General features: G+C 71.8%; 10 protein-coding genes. 4 read left to right on the top strand and 6 right to left on the bottom strand.

The genetic code is table 11. The features are described from left to right. Positions 1 to 1,656, top strand: coding sequence for a hypothetical protein (locus tag EDC50_RS04610; RefSeq protein ID WP_123769260.1), 1,656 nt, complete (start codon positions 1 to 3; stop codon positions 1,654 to 1,656). 442 nt (positions 1,657 to 2,098) lie between these two features. Here the strand turns inward: EDC50_RS04610 and EDC50_RS04605 are convergent, their stop codons facing one another. Together EDC50_RS04605 and EDC50_RS04600 are read right to left on the bottom strand one after the other, a co-directional pair. Beyond that, entirely contained in the window at positions 2,099 to 2,545 is a 447-nt protein-coding gene (locus EDC50_RS04605) for a c-type cytochrome (protein ID WP_123769259.1), read from the bottom strand. 14 nt (positions 2,546 to 2,559) lie between these two features. After that, positions 2,560 to 2,928, bottom strand: a complete 369-nt coding sequence (locus tag EDC50_RS04600) for a c-type cytochrome (protein WP_123769638.1) — start codon at positions 2,926 to 2,928, stop codon at positions 2,560 to 2,562. A gap of 362 nt (positions 2,929 to 3,290) precedes the next feature. Between EDC50_RS04600 and EDC50_RS04595 the strand changes: the two genes are divergently transcribed. The 3 genes from EDC50_RS04595 to EDC50_RS04585 are packed head-to-tail and all read left to right on the top strand — an operon-like array spanning position 3,291 to position 11,034. Beyond that, the gene (locus EDC50_RS04595; RefSeq protein WP_123769258.1) at positions 3,291 to 4,418 is read left to right on the top strand and encodes an efflux RND transporter periplasmic adaptor subunit; all 1,128 of its coding nucleotides are present in this window, start codon (positions 3,291 to 3,293) and stop codon (positions 4,416 to 4,418) included. Between the two features lie 33 nt (positions 4,419 to 4,451). Further along, positions 4,452 to 7,922, top strand: coding sequence for an efflux RND transporter permease subunit (locus EDC50_RS04590; RefSeq protein WP_123769637.1), 3,471 nt, complete (start codon positions 4,452 to 4,454; stop codon positions 7,920 to 7,922). Positions 7,923 to 7,932: 10 nt separating this feature from the next. After that, entirely contained in the window at positions 7,933 to 11,034 is a 3,102-nt protein-coding gene (locus EDC50_RS04585) for an efflux RND transporter permease subunit (RefSeq protein ID WP_123769257.1), read from the top strand. Between the two features lie 129 nt (positions 11,035 to 11,163). Here EDC50_RS04585 and EDC50_RS04580 read toward each other — a convergent pair whose 3' ends face one another. The 4 genes from EDC50_RS04580 to EDC50_RS04565 all read right to left on the bottom strand — a co-directional run bounded on the left by EDC50_RS04580 (position 11,164) and on the right by EDC50_RS04565 (position 15,438). After that, positions 11,164 to 12,381 carry a TraB/GumN family protein gene (locus tag EDC50_RS04580; protein WP_123769256.1) on the bottom strand — a complete coding sequence of 406 codons (1,218 nt, stop codon included), beginning with the start codon at positions 12,379 to 12,381 and terminating at the stop codon, positions 11,164 to 11,166. A gap of 267 nt (positions 12,382 to 12,648) precedes the next feature. Then, positions 12,649 to 13,575: an alpha/beta hydrolase gene (locus EDC50_RS04575; RefSeq protein WP_242002992.1), complete on the bottom strand. Its 927-nt coding sequence runs from the start codon at positions 13,573 to 13,575 to the stop codon at positions 12,649 to 12,651. Positions 13,576 to 13,597: 22 nt separating this feature from the next. After that, positions 13,598 to 14,209: a TetR/AcrR family transcriptional regulator gene (locus EDC50_RS04570; RefSeq protein WP_123769255.1), complete on the bottom strand. Its 612-nt coding sequence runs from the start codon at positions 14,207 to 14,209 to the stop codon at positions 13,598 to 13,600. Between the two features lie 341 nt (positions 14,210 to 14,550). Next, a complete protein-coding gene (locus tag EDC50_RS04565) occupies positions 14,551 to 15,438 on the bottom strand; it encodes a carbon-nitrogen hydrolase (RefSeq protein ID WP_123769254.1) in 888 nt (295 codons plus the stop codon). Positions 15,439 to 15,564 lie beyond the last annotated feature (126 nt).

Below are 15,564 nucleotides of genomic sequence, written 5' to 3'. Positions count from 1 at the left end.
ATGTTCTCCGCCGCCGATCTGATCCACGCCGTGCAGCGCCGCCTGTTGCTGGTGGCGCCGCACCGGCGCCGGCCGCCGGGCGAGTTCCCGCCCGGCTGGGCGGCCTGGTTCGCGAGCATGCGCGAGCGCGCCGGCGCGGTCACCGGCGCGCCGGCCGAGGCCTTCGTCGAAGCGTTCCTGCAGCGCCCGCCGGCCGTGCCGCCGCCGCGCGTGGGCGATCTGAGCCGCTGGCAGGCGTTCACCCGGCTGTGGCGGCAGGGCTGGCACCCGGCGGACTATCGCGACCGGCGCCTGAGCTGGGCCGCGGCGCTCGTCACCGCACTGTGGCATCTGCTGTTCGGCGCCTTGCTGCTGTACCTGATGTACCTGCGCTATGCCCAGGTCGGCGAGCCGCCGCAGGGCGAGGACGTGGTGCAGGTGGAATTCGTCGGCGCGGGCACGCCGCAGGAACCCGGTGGCGGCGCGCCGCCAAGCGAGCAGGCGCAGCCTGCCGCGCCATCGCCGGCGCAGCCGCCGACCCGGCCGCAGTCGCCGGCGTCCCGTCCTGCCGGGGCGGTGCCGCCGCCCGCGCTGCCGCAGCCGGCACTGGAGGCGCCGCTGCCGGACGTGCCGCAGCGCGAGGTCCCCGAGCCGCAGCTGCCGGCCACGCCCGCGCCCGAGCAGCCGGTGACCGTGAGCGAACCGACGCCGCAGGCGCCGGAGGTATTCGTGCTGCCGCCGACGCGGCGGCGGCCGCCGGAGCCGCGCATCGAGGCGCCGCGATTGAGCGCGCCCAGCCCGGCCCTGGCGCAACGCGAAGTGGCCGAACCGGTGCAGCCGATCCGGCGCGAATTGCCGCGGCCCGAATTGGCGGCGCCCAGCCTGGACGCGCCCGAGCCGCAGGTGCGCGAGCGCGAAGTGGCCGCGCCGCTGCCGCGCCCGGCGGTGCGCCCGCTCGACACGCCGCCGTTGCCCGTGCCGGAACTGCGCGCGGCGGCGCCGCCGGTGCGCACGGCCGAAGTGCCGATGCCGAGCCCGCCATCCGCCGGCCCGCCGCGCGCGGCGGCGAGCCAGGCCGCACCGGCGGCGACCCCCGCCGCCACCCCGCCCGCAACCGCCGCGCCCGCGCCCGCGGCGGCGCCGCGGCCCGGCGATCCGGGCGCCGGGCCGCGCCCTGCGCCGGCCCCGGGCAGCTGGTCCACGCCGGCGCGCAGCGACGACTGGGGCGCATCGACGCGCAACAGCCCGGGCGCGCAGCGCGGTACCCCGCCGGGCCTGTACGACCGCGACGGCAGCGTGCGCGTGCCGGAGCCGTCCGGGTCCGCCTCGCCCGGCATGCCGCCGGGCACGATCACCCAGGAGATCAAGGATCTCGACCGCGCCGGCACCTGGCTCAAGCGCAAACCCAACGATTACGAGCCGACTTCGTTCGACCGGTACTGGGTGCCGAACGAGACCCTGCTGGCCGAATGGGTGCGCAAGGGCATCGAGGAGGTCTCGATCCCGTTGCCGGGCACCAACAAGCGCATCCAGTGCATTGTCTCGCTGCTCGCGTTCGGCGGCGCCTGCGGCCTGAGCGATCCGAACCTCAACGAGCAGCCCGCCACGGCGCGGCCGCCGCCGGACATCCCGTTCAAGCCCGAGTTGCAGGAGGACAACGGTTCGGTGCGGCGATAGGCGTCGCTCGCGTCCGTTGCCTCGCGCTCGTGCAAGCGCAGCCCGGCGAGCCGCCCCGCCGCGGCGTCCGGGCATTCATCGGCGAACGCGATGCAGGCCGCCTCGGCGTGCCTGCCCGGTCCTCGCCGCGGACCCGTCGCTTTCGGCGCGGTCGCCGCCGCTCCCGGTTGCGCGCAGCGCAGGCCGCCTGGGTCCGCGCGCCCGGCGTTGACAGGCGCCCGCGGGTTCCTTCGGCGGCGCTCCTCTCGCCGAAGCCGTGCACGCCGTGCCCCGGCCGCTCGGACCGCGGCGCGCCGCGGGAAGCCGAAGCAGGCTATTCGCCCGTCCCGAGAGCGGGGAGCGCGTCGGCGCGCCGCATCCTCGCGACTAAGCCCGCGGTTCCGGTGGCGGAAAAACGAAAAGGCCCGCCGAAGCGGGCCTTTGCCAGCCGGGCGGCGGCCGGTCAGTCGTGCGCGCCGTGCAGGTCGCGGAGGCTGCCCTGGCGCGAGCCGAAGTATGCGGCCAGGTCGGCGATCTGCTGGTCGGTCAGGTCCTTGGCCTGGCTCGACATCAGCGCGTGCTCGCGGTCGCCGCTGCGGTAGGCCTGCAGGGCGTGGGCGATGTAGTCGTAGTACTGCCCGGCGAGTTTCGGATACGTCGCGTCGATCGGCGCATTGCCTTCCGGGCCGTGGCAGTCGATGCAGGACTGGCCGGTGGCCTTGCCCTTGGTCTTGGCGAGCTTTTCGCCGGCGGCGATGTGGCCGGCGGGCAGGCCGGCCGACGAGGAGGTGTGGCCTTCGCCGCGGTCGGCGGCGGAGTGCTCGGCCGGCGTATCCGACTGCGAGCAGCCGGCCACGGCGAACGCGACCGCGAGGAGAGCAGGGGCGATGGCGAGAAGCTTGTTCGTCATGGTCGTCTGCTCACTCACTTCAGCGAGGAAAGGAAGGCGGCGATGTCGGCGATGTCCTGGTCGGAGAAGCTCTGCGACTGGGCCTGCATGGTCGGGTGCTTGCGCGTGCCGCGCTTGTACTCGGTGAGCGCGTTGACCAGGTACTCCGCCGGCTGGCCGCCGATCTTGGGCACGTGGTAGTTCGGATAGGCGTTCTTGTAGCCGGTGACGCCATGGCAGCCGTGGCAGGTGTAGGTCAGCTGGCGGCCGGCCTGGGGATCGCCCTTGAGGGCCGGCGCGGCGGACGCGGGGGCGGCGGCGGGAGCCTGGGTCGTCTCCTGCGCCGCGGCGGCGGACGCGGCGGCGGTCAGGGCGAGGCAGGCGGCGATCATCAGCGGTCGCATCATGTCGTAAGTCCGCAATCTCGAATGGCTGGCGAAAGTGAGCTGGCTGCGCGGGCGCGGCCACGCATAAGTCGGCGAGTATAGCCTGCGTTCACGCCGCAACGAAGCCGCCCCCTCGCGCATCCAAAGGAGCGAACCGGCCCGTGCGCACGCGGCGCTGCGTTGCTCCTCACGGGGGCGCGCCACGACGCGGCGCGGCGAAGGCGGAAGCGGCGCCGCGCCGCGGGTGCGGAAACCTGCTCGCGCCGCGCTTAGTCCGGCAGTCACCATGACCTTCGGCGGATGGTGGCTGCGGGACTGGGTGATATACCTACATACAACACCGGCATGGAGCCGGTCTCAACCATCCGGGGTCCTTCGCAATGCATCAGCTTTCCCGTTCGCGCAGCCACGGTTTCGCGCGTTCCGCCGCGGTCCTGCTGCCCTGTCTGCTCGCGCTGGCCGCCTGCAAGGGCGGCGCGGGCCCGGCCGACGCGCAGGCCAAGCCGGGCGAGAAGCCGCCCGAGGCGGTGCCGGTGGAAGTGGCGAAGGCCGGGCGCCGCGCGATCGCCGCAAGCTACACCGGCACGGCGCCGCTGGAACCGGTGGCCGAATCGCAGGTCGTGGCCAAGACCTCGGGCGTGGCCCTCGCGGTACTGGTCGAGGAAGGCCAGCCGGTGCGCGCGGGGCAGACCCTGGTGCGCCTGGACTCGGCGCGCGCCGAACTGCAGGCGGCGCAGACCGCGGCGCAGATGCGCAAGCTCGAGGCCAACTACGCGCGCGCCAAGCAGATGGCCGAGCAGAACCTGCTCAGCGCCAACGACCACGACCAGCTCCGCTTCGACCTGGAGAACGCGCGCGCCGCGAACCGCCTGGCGAACCTGGAACTGTCCTACGCCAACGTCGAGGCGCCGATCTCCGGCGTGATCGCCTCGCGCTCGATCAAGACCGGCAACTTCGTCCAGATCAACACGCCGATCATGCGCATCGTCGACACCTCGCGCCTGGAGGCCACGCTCAACGTGCCCGAGCGCGAGCTGGCGACGCTGAAACCGGGCCTGCCGGTGCAGCTGCAGGTCGACGCGTTGCCGGGCAAGACCTTCAAGGGCGCGGTGGCCCGCGTGGCGCCGGTGGTGGACTCCGGCAGCGGCACCTTCCGCGTGGTCTGCGCCTTCGCCGCCGGCGGCGAGCTGCAGCCGGGCATGTTCGGCCGCCTGCGCATCGACTACGACCAGCGTGCCGACGCGCTGGTGGTGCCGCGCGCGGCGCTGCTCGACGACGAGAGCGACCCCGCGGTGTTCGTGGTCCAGGGCGGCAAGAGCAAGCGCGTGCCGGTCAAGCTCGGCTACCTCGACGGCGCCTGGGCGGAGATCCGCCAGGGGGTCAAGGAAGGCGACCAGGTGGTGGTCGCCGGCAAGACCGCGCTGCGCGACGGCAGCCCGGTGCAGGTGATCGCGCCGGCCGCCAAGGGCGCGCAGGTCGCCGCCGCCGATGCCGCCGCCCAGCGCTGACCGGGAGCGAACGTGAGCCAGCCTTCCGCGGAAATGTCCGGCCTGGTCGAGTTTTCCACGCGTCGCCGCGTCACCGTGGCGATGTTCTGGATCACGATGTTCCTGTTCGGCTGCATCGCCCTGGGCGACCTCAAGGTCAACCTGCTGCCGGACCTGAGCTATCCGACGCTGACGGTGCGCACCGAGTACACCGGCGCCGCGCCGGCGGAGATCGAGACCCTGATCACCGAGCCGGTCGAGGAGGCCGTCGGCGTGGTCAAGGGCCTGCGCAAGCTCAAGTCGGTCTCGCGCACCGGCCAGAGCGACGTGGTGCTCGAATTCGCCTGGGGCACGGACATGGACCAGGCCTCGCTCGAGGTGCGCGACAAGCTGGAGGTGCTGCAGCTGCCGCTCGAAGCCGAGGCACCGGTGCTGCTGCGCTTCAATCCATCGACCGAACCGATCCTGCGCCTGGCGCTGACCTCGAAGGACGGCCGCGACGACGTGCGCACCCTGACCGCGCTGCGCCGCTACGCCGACGACGACCTGAAGAAGAAGCTGGAGCCGGTCGACGGCGTGGCCGCGGTCAAGGTCGGCGGCGGTCTCGAGGACGAGGTCCAGGTCGACATCGACCAGCAGAAGCTGGCCCAGCTCAACCTGCCGATCGATACCGTGATCCAGCGCCTGCAGCAGGAGAACGTCAACGTCTCCGGCGGCCGCCTCGAGCAGGGCGCGCAGCGCTACCTGGTGCGCACGGTGAACCAGTTCGCGACCGTCGAGGAGATGCGCGAGATGCTGGTGACGGTGCAGGGCGGCGGCGACAACGCCACCGCCGCGGCCGCGCAGCAGATGCTGGCGATCGCCGCGGCCACCGGTTCGGCGGAGGCGATCGCCGCGGCCTCGTCGCTGCAGAGCACGACCTCGAACTCGAGCGCCGTGGCCGCGGGCGGCAAGCCGGTGCGGCTGAAGGACATCGCCGAGGTGCGGCAGGGCTTCAAGGAGCGCGAGGCGATCATCCGCCTGGCCGGCAAGGAGGCGGTCGAACTGGCGATCTACAAGGAAGGCGACGCCAACACCGTCGCCACCGCCGACGCGGTGCAGGCGCGGCTGGAGCAGATCCGCGAGCAGATCCCGGCCGACGTCGAGCTGACCACGGTCGACGACCAGTCGCAGTTCATCCGCCATGCGATCAGCGACGTGAAGATGGACGCGGTGATCGGCGGCGTGCTGGCGATCCTGATCATCTTCCTGTTCCTGCGCGACGGCTGGAGCACGTTCGTGATCAGCCTGTCGCTGCCGGTGTCGATCGTCGCCACGTTCTTCTTCATGGGCCAGCTCGGGCTGAGCCTGAACGTGATGTCGCTGGGCGGCCTGGCTCTGGCGACCGGCCTGGTGGTGGACGACTCGATCGTGGTGCTGGAATCGATCGCCAAGGCGCGCGAGCGCGGCCTGGGCATCGTCGAGGCGGCGATCGTCGGCACCCGCGAGGTCAGCATGGCGGTGGTCGCCTCGACCCTGACCACGATCGCGGTGTTCCTGCCGCTGGTGTTCGTCGAGGGCATCGCCGGCCAGCTGTTCCGCGACCAGGCCATGACGGTGGCCCTGGCGATCGGCATCTCGCTGGTGGTGTCGATGACGCTGATCCCGATGCTCAGCGCGCTCAAGGGCCGGCCGCCGCTGGGCTTCCCGGAGGAGCCGGCGCATCCGCGCTGGCAGCCGCGGTCGAAGCTGCAGAAGCCGCTGGCGGCGACCGGGCACGGCCTGGGCGCGGCGATCCGCGGCCTGGTGTTCGCCGCGGCGTGGGGGCTGGTGCGGCTGTGGCGCCTGCTGGCGGCGATCGTCGGGCCGGTCATGCGCAAGGCCAGCGACCTGGCGATGGCGCCGTACGCCCGCGCCGAGCGCGGCTACCTGCGCCTGCTGCCGGGCGCGCTGCAGCGGCCCGCGCTGGTGCTGGGCGTGGCCGCGGCGGCGTTCGCCGGCACGCTGCTGATCGTGCCGATGCTCGGCGCCGACCTGATCCCCCAGCTCGCCCAGGACCGCTTCGAGATGACCGTGAAGCTGCCGCCGGGCACGCCGCTGCGCGAAACCGACGCGCTGGTGCGCGCGGTGCAGAGCCGGCACGCGCAGGACCCGGGCATCCGCGCGTTGTACGGCGTCAGCGGCAGCGGCACGCGCCTGGACGCGAACCCGACCGAGAGCGGCGAGAACATCGGCAAGCTCGACGTGATCATGGCCGACGGCGGCAGCAAGCAGGTCGAGGCCGAGGAGACCGAACGCCTGCGCGCGACCATGGCCGCGTACCCGGAAGCTCAGGTCGATTTCAGCCGCCCCGAGTTGTTCAGCTTCTCCACGCCGCTGGAAATCGAACTGCGCGGCCAGGACCTGGCCTCGATCGAGCGCGCCGGGCAGCAGATGGCCGCGATGCTGCGCGCCAGCCCGCACTACGCCGACGTGAAGTCGACGGTGGAGCAGGGCTTCCCGGAGATCCAGATCCGCTTCGACCAGGACCGCGCCGGCGCGCTCGGCCTGACCACGCGCCAGATCGCCGACGTCGTGGTGAAGAAGGTGCGCGGCGAAGTCGCCACCCGCTACAGCTTCCGCGACCGCAAGATCGACGTGCTGGTGCGCGCGCGCGAGGACGACCGCAACTCGGTCGAGGGCATCCGCAACCTGATCGTGAACCCCGGCAGCGCCCGCCCGGTGCGCCTGTCGGCGGTGGCCGACGTCGTCGCCACCACCGGCCCGAGCGAGATCCACCGCGCCGACCAGGTGCGGGTGGCGATCGTCTCGGCCAACCTGCGCGGCATCGATCTTGGCACCGCGGTGCAGGAAGTGCAGGACATGGTCGCCAAGCAGCCGCTCGGCGCCGACGTGCGCATGCACATCGGCGGCCAGGGCGAGGAGCTGGCCGGCTCGGTGAAGTCGCTGCTGTTCGCGTTCGGGCTGGCGGTGTTCCTGGTCTACCTGGTGATGGCCTCGCAGTTCGAATCGCTGCTGCACCCCTTCGTGATCCTGTTCACCATCCCGCTGGCGCTGGTGGGCGCGGTGCTGGCGCTCGTGCTGACCGGTTCGCCGATCTCAGTGGTGGTGTTCATCGGCCTGATCCTGCTGGTGGGCCTGGTGACGAAGAACGCGATCATCCTGATCGACAAGGTCAACCAGCTGCGCGAGGCCGGGGTGGCCAAGCGCGAGGCGCTGATCGAAGGCGCGCGCTCGCGCCTGCGCCCGATCGTCATGACCACGGCCTGCACCCTGTTCGGCTTCCTGCCGCTGGCCCTCGCGGTGGGCGAGGGCGCCGAGGTGCGCTCGCCGATGGCGATCACGGTGATCGGCGGCCTGCTGATCTCGACCCTGCTGACGCTGGTGGTGATCCCGGTGGTCTACGACCTGCTCGACCGCCGCGCCGACGAGTACTACCGCGAACGCGGACGCCGCGCCCGCCGGGAGCACGCGGCGGTGGAGGCGCTGATCGAGGGCGAGCAGCAGCCGCTGGCCGGGCCGGGCGCCCGCCCGGAGCAGGCGTGAGGACGCGCGCATGACCGTCGCCGAACTGAGCATCAAGCGCCCGGTCACCACGATCATGCTGTTCGTATCGCTGTTCGTGATCGGGCTGATCGCGGCGATCCGGTTGCCGCTGGAGGCGTTCCCGGAGGTCTCGCCGCCCTTCATCTTCGTGCAGATGCCGTACACCGGCTCCACGCCCGAGGAGGTCGAGCGCACCGTGCTGCGCCCGGTGGAGGAGGCGCTGTCGACCATGTCGGGCATCAAGCGCATGGACGCCAGCGCCCGCGCCGACGGCGCCAACATCTTCATCCAGTTCTCGGACTGGGACCGCGACGTGGCGATCGCCGCCTCCGAGGCACGCGAACGCATCGACGCGATCCGCGACGACCTGCCGGACGACCTGCAGCGCTACAACGTCTTCAAGTTCTCCACCACCGACGAACCCGTGCTGCGGGTGCGCCTGGCCGGCGAGATGGACCTCACCCGCGAGTACGACCTGATCGACCGCGAGTTCAAGCGCCGGCTGGAGCGCATCCCCGGCGTCGCCCGGGTCGAGGTGTCCGGCGCGCCGCCGAACGAGGTGGAGATCGCGATCCTGCCGGACCGGCTGACCGCGCACGGCATCGTCCTCAACGACCTGACCGAGCGCCTGAAGGCCGTCAACTTCTCGATCTCGGCCGGGCAGATCGACGACGGCGGCCGGCGCCTGCGGGTGCAGCCGGTCGGCGAACTCACCGACCTGCAGCAACTGCGCGACCTGGTGCTGAACAACAGCGGCGTGCGCCTGGGCGACATCGCCGAGATCCGGCTCAAGCCGGCGCGCATGGACTACGGCCGGCGCCTGGACGGGCGCCCCGCGGTCGGCATCGACGTGTACAAGGAGCGCAACGCCAACCTGGTCGAGGTGTCGCGCGCCGCGCTGGCCGAGGTCGAGGAGATCCGCCGGGCGCCGGCGCTGCGCGGCATCCAGGTCAAGATCATCGAGGACCAGGGCGAGAACGTCACCTCCTCGCTGCTGGAGCTGGCCGAGGCCGGCGCCATCGGCCTGGTGCTGTCGATCGTGGTGCTGTTCTTCTTCCTGCGCCATTGGCCGTCGACGCTGATGGTGACGCTGGCGATCCCGATCTGCTTCGTGATGACCCTCGGCTTCATGCACTTCGCCGGGGTCACGCTCAACATCCTGTCGATGATGGGCCTGCTGCTCGCGGTGGGCATGCTGGTCGACAACGCGGTGGTGGTGGTGGAGAGCATCTACCAGGAGCGCGAGAAGATGCCGGACCAGCCGCGCCTGGCCTCGATCCTCGGCACCAAGCACGTCGCCATCGCGCTTTCGGCCGGCACGCTGTGCCACTGCATCGTGTTCGTGCCGAACCTGTTCGGCGAGCGCAACTTCCTCAGCATCTACCTGGCCCAGATCGCGATCACCATCTCGGTGTCGCTGCTGGCATCGTGGCTGGTCGCCATCAGCCTGATCCCGATGATCTCCGCGCGGCTGAAGACGCCGCCGGCGGTGAACGCCGCGCACGGCCTCATCCCGCGCATGCAGAAGCGCTACGCCGGCCTGCTGCGCTGGACCCTCGACCACCGCGGCTGGAGCGTGCTCGGCATCGCCCTGATCGTCGCGGTCAGCCTGGCGCCGATGGTGCTGACCAAGAAGAACATGTTCGGCGGGCAGGAAGGCAAGGAGGTCAACCTGTTCTACCAGTGGAAGGGCAGCTACACCAAGGAACAGATGTCGGACGAGGTGCTGCGGGTGGAACGCTTCCTCGACGCCAATCGCAAGCGCTTCCGCCTCGCCCAGATCTATTCCTGGTACAGCGAAGTCGGAGGCGCCGGCACGCGGATCACCTTCGAGGATTCGGTGAAGGACCCCAAGCCGCTGGTCGACGCGATCAGCAAGGAGCTGCCCAAGTCCGCGCGCGCGACCATCGGCGTCGGCAACCAGGGCGGGCCGGGCGGCGGCGGGCCGCCGGGGCAGAGCGTGCAGGTGCAGCTGGTGGGCGACTCGTCCGAGATGCTGACCGAGATCGGCCGCGACATCGTGCCGATGCTGGCGCGGCGCAAGGAGCTGCGCGACGTGCGCATCGACGCCGGCGACCAGAACAGCGAGTTGTCGGTGCGGGTCGACCGCGAGCGCGCGGCCTCGTTCGGCTTCAGCGCCCAGCAGGTGTCCGAGTTCGTGGGCCTGGCCCTGCGCGGCGCGCCGCTGCGCGAGTTCCGCCGCGGCGACACCGAGGTTCCGGTGTGGGTGCGCTTCTCCGGCGCCGAGAGGTACGCCGTGGAGGACATCGCCACCTTCACCGTGCGCGCGCCGGACGGCCGCACCGTGCCGCTGCTGAGCATGGTCGACGTCGACGTGCGCCCGGCCGCGACCGAGGTCCGCCGCGCCAACCGCCAGACCGCGCTGACCATCCAGGCCAACCTCAACGGCAAGGCCACCATGTCGGAAGCGCGCAAGGCGATGGAGGAGGTGCTCAAGGGCGTGTCGTTCCCGGCCGGCTACGGCTACACCTTCGAGGGCGGCGGCTTCGAGGACGAGGCCGAGGCGAACAAGCAGATGATGTTCAACCTGCTGATCGCCCTGGTCATGATCTACGTGGTGATGGCGGCGGTGTTCGAATCGCTGCTGTTCCCCTCGGCGATCATGTCCGGCGTGCTGTTCTCGGTGTTCGGCGTGTTCTGGCTGTTCTGGCTCACCGGCACCGAGTTCAACATCATGGCCTTCATCGGCATCCTGGTGCTGATGGGCGTGGTGGTGAACAACGGCATCGTGATGATCGAGCACATCAACAACCTGCGCCGGCGCGGGATGTCGCGCACCGACGCCCTGGTCGAGGGCAGCCGCGAGCGCCTGCGCCCGATCCTGATGACGATGGGCACGGCGATCCTGGCGATGGTGCCGATCGCGCTCAGCACCACCCAGATCGGCGGCGACGGCCCGCCTTACTTCCCGATGGCGCGGGCGATCGCCGGCGGGCTGGCGTTCTCGACCGTGGTCAGCCTGCTGTTCCTGCCGACGATCTACGCGATCCTCGACGACCTCAGCAACGGCATGAAGCGCATCGTCCGCCGCGCCCGCGGCCGGGGCGAGGCCGTGCCGGCCGCCGCGGTGACGGCGCTGCAGGCGGAGTGATCGCGACGGCTCCCTCTCCCGCAAGCGGGAGAGGGACACGGCCGCGCAGCCGGCGAGGGCGGTGGCGCGCCCGGCGCGTTCCTTTCTCGACCGCGCCCGGCGCCTTCCCGTCGCCGGGAGGCGCGGCCGTCAGCCGAACAGCCGCCAGATCATCCGCGCGCCGCCGGTCCACACGCCGATGGCGGTGCCGAGGCTGGTCAGGAAGAAGTTCAGCAGCACGCGGGCGACGCGATTGCGCCACCAGCCGCGCAGCGTCTGCACGTCGTCGCGCAGCGCCATGAAGTCGGCATAGGTCGGCTTGCGCAGCCAGGCCTCGGTGAGCGCGCTGAGCGTGCCCGAGGCCAGCGCCGGATGCAGCGGCGTGACCGGCGAGGCGACGAACGCCACCAGGATGCTGAGCGGATGGCCGCCGGCGATCGCGCAGCCGATCGCGCCGAGCACGCCGGTGGCCAGCACCCATTGCAGCAGCAGGTCCGAGCCCACGTCGAGGCCGCCGCGCCAGAACCCCCAGGCGAAGCCGCCGAGCACGAACAGCGCCAGCAGGAGGGTGAACCAGGGCACCTCGCTCTTCTTCGGCAGCGCTTCCAACTCCTCGCGGATCGCCTGCGGCGCGCGCGTCTCCTCGCGCAGGTGGCGCGCCAGCCCCTGCAGGTGCCCGGCGCCGACCACCGCCAGCACCTCGCGCGCCTCGCCGCGGCTTTCCGCGCCGGCCTCGCGCAGCCGCGCCGCCATGTAGCGGTCGCGCTCGGCGATCACCGTCTCGTACAGCGTCGGGCTGTCGCTGGCGAACTCGCCGAAGCTGGATTCGAGCAGGTCGCCCTGCTTGAGCTTCTCGATCTCGTCCTCGCCGACCTTCTCGTCGACGAACAGCGCCGCCAGCAGGCCGCCGCCGAGCTTGGCCCGGCCCCACCAGCCGAGGCGGCTCGAGGCGCGCTTGAAGGTCAGGCCCACGTCGCGGTCGATCAGGTGCACCGGCAGGTCGCGCTGGCGGGCCTCGAGCACGGCGCGCTTGAGTTCGGCGCCGGGCTCGATGCCGAGCTGCTCGGCCAGGCGGCGCTGGTACGCGGCGAGCGCGAGGTTGGCGGCGAACAACGCGGTCTTGCCGGTGCGCAGCACCTGGATCAGGTCGAGCCGGGACAGCGCGTCCGGATCGGTCAGCGCCTGCAGACGCTGCGGGTCGAGCTCGACCGCGACCGCGTCGTAGGCGCCGCTGCCGATCGCGTCGCGCACCGCCTCGACGCTGGCCTGCGACACGTGCGCGGTGCCGAGCAGGGTGTAGCGCACGCCGTCGCGTTCGACGATCGCATGGGGCTGGCCGAGCAGGCCAGGGGACGTCATTTCGTTCATTCGCAGGCGTGGGGGCGCGCGGAAAGGCAGGCAGGATAGAGGCTGCCCGTGCGGGCGGCAAACCGGAGACCGCCCGCATGCATCGCGTCCGGAACCGGATCGAACCGCGTGCGCCACGCCGGGGTTGCGGCGCGGACCGCCGCGCGGCGCCGGCTCGCGGCGCCAACGCGATCCGGCAGGCGATGCGCGCCGCCCCGCCGCGGAAGGGTATGCGCGTCCGGCGGGCCGCGACGGCGATGGCGCGGACCGCGACGCGCGGCCGATCGGCTAGGCGATGCCGTACGGCAGGTTCGGGCTCGACACCACCCGCTCGCCGACGCATTCGCCGCGCAGGAAGCGCAGCGTCGCCGCGATCACCGTCGCGTCGTCGGCGATGCGGTTGTGACCCAGGCCGCGCGTGCTGATCAGCCGTGCCTGCGGCCAGAAGCGGGCGTAGCGCTCGCCCTCGGCCCACGGCACTTCGCGGTCCTCCAGGTCGTGCACGATCAGCGCCGGGCGGCCGATCCGCGGCGCATTGCGGTGCGCCTGCAGTTCGTCGAAGCCGAAACCGATCAGCGATTCGAAGTAGGCCAGCATGCGCCGGCGCAGAGGCGCGCCGATCCACATGAAGCCGGCGAACCGCTCGGCCGCGGCGACCGGGTCGGCGGCCGGGGCGATCAGCACCGCGCGCCCGGCCTGCAGCCCGCGCGCCAGCGCCACCGCGGTCGCGGCGCCGCCGAGCGAATGGCCGATCGCCGCGGCGGCCGGGCCGTAGTGCGCGCCGACCGCGAGCAGGTGGCGGACGAAGTCGGGCAGGGTGGCCAGGTGTCCCGGGCTGCGCCCATGCGCGGGTTGGTCGAACGCGACCACGGCATAGCCGGCCTCGCGCAGCGCCGGCACCCAGGCCGCGACCCGGGTGCCGTGGCTGGACCAGCCATGCGCGAACAGCACGTACGGCTGCCGCCCCGGCTCGCCCCAGACGTAGGCGACGATGCGCCGCCCGTCGATCTCGACTTCGTCGACGCGGGCATCGGCGAGCGGCGCGGCGAGGGCGCGCCGCCGGGTGCTCGGCAGCGGCGTGCAGAACAGCCGCGCGGCGCGACGCAGCGCCGCGTCCGGAGCGATCCGGCCGCCGACCGCGAAACCCAGGCGCAATCCGTACAGCATCATGACTTTACGAACGGTCGTGCTAATTTTCGCGATCAGTGGATACACGGCAGCGGCCTCGGGCGAAGAATCAGGAAGCGGTCGGGGCGTAGGCGCGGAACAGGCGCTCGAGCGCGCGGCGGCCGCGCTCGGCGGCGGCGTCGAAACCGAACAGGCCCGCGTCGTGGTGCACGCCCAGTGCCAGGCCGTACAGTTCGAAGGCCAGCTGCGCCGGATCGGTATCGGCAGCGAGCTCGCCGGTGTCGATCGCCAGGCGCGTCGCCCGCGCCAGTTGCTCGCGCCATTGCCGCTGCTGCTGCAGCACGCGCTCGCGCTGCGGGCCGGGACGGTCGTCGTACTCGCTGACCGCCCCGAGCAACACGCAGCCGCCTTCCGACTGGCGGCCCCAATCGAACCAGCCTTCCATGATCGCGCGCAGCCGCGGCAACCCGCGCGGTTGCCGCAACGCCGGATGCAGCACGTGGGCGACGAAACGCTCGGCCGCGGCGTCGAGCACGGCCAGCTGCAGTTCCTCGCGCGAACCGAAATGGGCGAACACGCCGCTCTTCGACATGCCGACCGCCTGCGCCAGCGGTCCGATCGACAACCCCTCCAGACCGGCGGAGCGGGCGATGCCGTAGGCGCGGTCGATGATCGCCTCGCGGGTGGCGGCGCCTTTGCCGGTGGCGGTCAGGGTGGACATGCGGTACAGATTAGCACGACCGTTCGGTCAGGTGCCGCCGTTCGTCGCCACGGTCTTGGTCGGGCGAATAGAAGGCTCGAAGCCAGGAAGATGCGCAAGGCACTGATGCGGCGGTTGTGCGTGCTCGCATCGAAGTGCGTCGTAACCGGAAATCAGGCGCTTGCCTTCATCTTCCGCGAAGGAGGGAGCCGAATGGCGTGCAAGCCATTGAGTCGAAAGGGCGCCGGCCGAGCCTCGAAATCGCTCGGCGCATGCGCAGGCGGCCGCTCCAGGCGCACGCGGCGGAGGGGTTATCGCCCGCGCCCGGCCTCGGCGTTCCGGGTTGCCTGAGGGCCCGCGGCTCAATCGCGGTAGCGCTTGAGCAGGTCCCCGTAAGCGTCGATCCGCCGGTCGCGCAGGAACGGCCAGATCCGCCGCACGTGTTCGCTGCGTTCCAGGTCGACGTCCGCCATCAGGATCTCGGGCTCGTCGGTGCCCGCCTCGGCCAGGAACTCGCCCTGCGGGCCCAGCACATGGCTGCTGCCCCAGAACCGGATGCCGGCGGTGCCCAGCGGCGAGGGCTCGTGGCCGACCCGGTTGCAGCTCAGCACCGGCAGCCCGTTGGCCACCGCATGGCCGCGATGGCTGAGGATCCAGGCATCGCGCTGGCGGTCCTTCTCGGCCTGCTCGTCCCCCGGGTCCCAGCCGATCGCCGTCGGGTACAGCAGCAGCTCCGCGCCGGCCAAGGCCATCAGCCGCGCGCCTTCCGGATACCACTGGTCCCAGCACACCATGACGCCCAGCCGGCCGACCGAGGTGTCGACCGGCTCGAAGCCCAGGTCGCCCGGGGTGAAGTAGAACTTCTCGTAGAAGCCCGGGTCGTCCGGAATGTGCATCTTGCGGTACTTGCCGGCGATCGAGCCGTCGTTCTCGAACACCACCGCGGTGTTGTGGTAGAGCCCGATCGCGCGCTTCTCGAACAGCGAGCCGACCAGCACCAGGTTGTGCTGCCTGGCCAGCCGTCCCAGGCGTTCGGTGCTCGGGCCGGGAATCGGCTCGGCCAGGTCGAACTCGCACACCGCCTCGTGTTGGCAGAAATACGGGCCGTTGTGCAGCTCCTGCAGCAGCACCAGCTTGGCTCCGCGCCGGGCCGCCTCGCCGACGCGCTGTTCGATCACCGCCAGGTTGGCCTCGGCGTCGCCGTGGTTGCGCTCCTGGATCAGGGCGACGGGCAGGGTGGTCTTCTTCATCGCGATTCCGTGGGTGCGGGCCGGCGCTCGACGCCGGCAGGGGACGAAATTGTAGGCCGGCCGCGGTGACGGCCCCGGGGCGGGAACGGGAGGGCAGGACGGCGAACGGGCGCGCGCGCCCGTCCT

The sequence above is a fragment of the Vulcaniibacterium tengchongense genome, assembly GCF_003814555.1.
GTDB lineage: Bacteria > Pseudomonadota > Gammaproteobacteria > Xanthomonadales > Xanthomonadaceae > Vulcaniibacterium > Vulcaniibacterium tengchongense.
This window is presented reverse-complemented; position numbering and strand designations above follow the sequence as displayed.

Coding starts and splice junctions, on each gene's coding strand:
- EDC50_RS04610 (WP_123769260.1), top strand. CDS start 1: ATGTTCTCCGCCGCCGATCTGATCCACGCCGTGCAGCGCCGCCTGTTG.
- EDC50_RS04605 (WP_123769259.1), bottom strand. CDS start 2,545: ATGACGAACAAGCTTCTCGCCATCGCCCCTGCTCTCCTCGCGGTCGCG.
- EDC50_RS04600 (WP_123769638.1), bottom strand. CDS start 2,928: ATGCGACCGCTGATGATCGCCGCCTGCCTCGCCCTGACCGCCGCCGCG.
- EDC50_RS04595 (WP_123769258.1), top strand. CDS start 3,291: ATGCATCAGCTTTCCCGTTCGCGCAGCCACGGTTTCGCGCGTTCCGCC.
- EDC50_RS04590 (WP_123769637.1), top strand. CDS start 4,452: ATGTCCGGCCTGGTCGAGTTTTCCACGCGTCGCCGCGTCACCGTGGCG.
- EDC50_RS04585 (WP_123769257.1), top strand. CDS start 7,933: ATGACCGTCGCCGAACTGAGCATCAAGCGCCCGGTCACCACGATCATG.
- EDC50_RS04580 (WP_123769256.1), bottom strand. CDS start 12,381: ATGAACGAAATGACGTCCCCTGGCCTGCTCGGCCAGCCCCATGCGATC.
- EDC50_RS04570 (WP_123769255.1), bottom strand. CDS start 14,209: ATGTCCACCCTGACCGCCACCGGCAAAGGCGCCGCCACCCGCGAGGCG.
- EDC50_RS04565 (WP_123769254.1), bottom strand. CDS start 15,438: ATGAAGAAGACCACCCTGCCCGTCGCCCTGATCCAGGAGCGCAACCAC.